Genomic DNA, 2,484 nt, shown 5'->3' with positions numbered 1-2,484 from the left:
ACCCCGTCGAACTGTTCGGCGGCGTCCGCTTCCCCCCCATCGGCGACCTGCCCTACCTGCTGACCCTGGCCGGACACGGCTTCTACTGGTTCCGGCTGCGCAAGGAAGCGGCTTAGGGGGTGTCGCTCGGATCCTTGCCATGGGTCGCGGGGTTCGCGGCACACACTCCCCCATTGCCCTGAACGAGCGTGGGGGCACCCCCAGCGGTGTTGTCGTCACCCACCGACGCTCCGCGTCGCCCGTGCCCGGCCCGCCGCACGGCACCGCGCACCGCGGCCGGCCCGGTCCGAACAGCACCTCGGCGCCCGGGGTGGGCGTTTTCTCCCGCCCACCCGTGGGCACGCGTCAGTGACACCCGACCAGCGATTGGACGCGCGCCATGTCGGAAGCCATGTCGGAAGCCGTCACACGCTCTGCCACGACCGGAGACCCCGGTCTTCTCACGTCACTGGATCCGCTGCTGCGCGAGTGGCTGCCGCGCCAGCGCTGGTTCGCGGGCAAGGGGCGTCCGGTCACGGGCTTCTCGCCGGTCGCCACCACCGAGCTGCTGCCGGTCTCCGACGGAAAGCTCGGCCTGTACCACCTGCTCGTCCGCGCCCACCAGCCGTCGGCGAACCTGGCGGGCGCGCCGTCGCACCCCGGCGACTGCTACCAGCTGCTCATCGGCGTGCGCGAGGCGCTGCCCCCGCGGCTGGCGCACGCACTGATCGGCCATGTGCACAAAGGGCCGCTCGCCGGACGCACGGTGTACGAGGCCCTGTACGACCCCCGGCCCGCCGAGGTGATCCTGGAGGCGCTGCGCGCCCGGGCCCGCATCGGCGGGCTGCGTTTCGAACGGCGGGAGGAGATACGCCCCGACCTGGTCCCCCGGGTGGTGACCGCCGAGCAGTCCAACTCCTCGGTCGTCTACGGCGATACGTTCATCCTCAAATTGCTGCGCCGGGTGGTGCCCGGCGTCAACCCCGATCTGGAGCTGCCGCTGGCCCTGGCCCGCGAGGGCTGCTCCCGGGTGCCGGCGCCGGCGGCGTGGATGACGGCGGAGCTGGCCGACGAGTCGTATGTGCTCGGGGTGCTCCAGCCCTTTGTGCAGGGCGCCTCGGACGGCTGGGAGCTGGCGCTGCGCGAGCTGGCCAAGGGCGAGGACTTCAGCGCGGAGGCGCGGGCGCTGGGCCGCGCCACCGCCGAGGTGCACACCGCGCTGGCCCGCGCGCTGCCCACGGTCACGCTCGGTCACACCCAGCTGGAGTCCATGGTGGCGGGCATGATCGAGCGGCTGGAGGAGGCCGCGCAGCTGGTGCCCGCGCTGGGGCCGTACGTCCCCGGGCTGCACTCCGCCTTCGAGGCGCTGGCCGATCTGGCGGCCGAGGGCCACACCTGGACCGCCCAGCGCATCCACGGCGACCTGCACCTCGGCCAGTGCCTGCGCTCCCCCTCCGGCGAGTGGTGGCTGATCGACTTCGAGGGCGAGCCGGCCAAACCGCTGGCCGAGCGGCGGATGGCCCAGCCGGTGGTGCGGGACGTGGCCGGGATGCTGCGCTCCTTCGACTACGCGGCGTACTCGGCGGGCGGCCCGCCGGCACCGGAGTGGGCGGCGGCCTGCCGGGCCGCGTACTGCACCGGATACGCCGAGATCAACGGGGCCGACCCGCGCACCGACCCGGTTCTGCTGCGTGCCTGTGAGACGGACAAGGCGGTCTACGAGGTCGTCTACGAGGCCCGGCACCGCCCCGACTGGCTCCCGGTGCCGCTGGCCGCGGTGCGCCGTCTGGCCGGCCCCGCCCCCGTCTGACCCCACCCACCGCACCCGACCTGTGCCGAGGAGGCTCCGCCTGTGACCCCCCACCCCCCGTCCAGCGGTTCGGATCCGCGGAAGACGCCCCAGGCCGCCGCCGGTGCCGAGCCGACGCCGGCCCCGAGGAAGAGCGCCGCGCGGAAGACCACGGCCGCGAAAACGGCGGTGAAGAAGACGGCTGCGAGGAGGACCGCCGGGAAGAGGGCCGCCGGGAAGGCACCGGCCGCCCCGGAGCCGGTCGCGCCCGTGGCGCCCGAGCCCGTCGCCGCGCCCCCGGCACCGTCCGTGCCGGCCGGGATCGACCTGGTGCGCGTCGGCGCCGCCGACCGGGAACGGCTGCTCGGCGGCACGCACCACGACCCGCACTCCGTGCTCGGGGCCCACCCCGTGCCCGGCGGGGTGGCCTTCCGGGTGCTGAGGCCGTACGCGCTCGGTGTCAGCGTGGTGATCGGCACGCTGCGGAGCGAGCTGAACGACGACGGGGACGGGTTCTTCTCGGGTCTGCTGCCGCTGCGGGACGTCCCGGAGTACCGGCTGGAGGTGGCGTACGAGGGGACGGTGCAGCACACCGCGGACGCCTATTCCTTCCTTCCCACCCTCGGCGAGTTCGATCTGCATCTGATCGGCGAGGGCCGGCACGAGCAGCTGTGGAAGGCGCTCGGCGCCGAGCCGATGACCCACCAGGGGGTGAC

Annotated in this window: 3 protein-coding genes; all 3 read left to right on the top strand. The window is 74.1% G+C overall.

The window, feature by feature from the left end; translation table 11 throughout:
* A partial coding sequence (locus ABD224_RS28975; RefSeq protein ID WP_344055250.1) for an alpha-glucosidase C-terminal domain-containing protein occupies positions 1-116 on the top strand: 116 nt, incomplete at its 5' end.
* Positions 117-391: 275 nt separating this feature from the next.
* On the top strand, positions 392-1,789 hold the full coding sequence (locus ABD224_RS28970) for a maltokinase N-terminal cap-like domain-containing protein (protein WP_344055248.1): 1,398 nt from the start codon (positions 392-394) through the stop codon (positions 1,787-1,789).
* Between the two features lie 42 nt (positions 1,790-1,831).
* A partial coding sequence (locus ABD224_RS28965; RefSeq protein ID WP_425581077.1) for a GlgB N-terminal domain-containing protein occupies positions 1,832-2,484 on the top strand: 653 nt, incomplete at its 3' end.

Source organism: Streptomyces thermoalcalitolerans (assembly GCF_039525155.1).
Classification (GTDB): Bacteria; Actinomycetota; Actinomycetes; order Streptomycetales; family Streptomycetaceae; genus Streptomyces; species Streptomyces thermovulgaris.
This window is presented reverse-complemented; position numbering and strand designations above follow the sequence as displayed.

Coding starts and splice junctions, on each gene's coding strand:
- ABD224_RS28970 (WP_344055248.1), top strand. CDS start 392: ATGTCGGAAGCCGTCACACGCTCTGCCACGACCGGAGACCCCGGTCTT.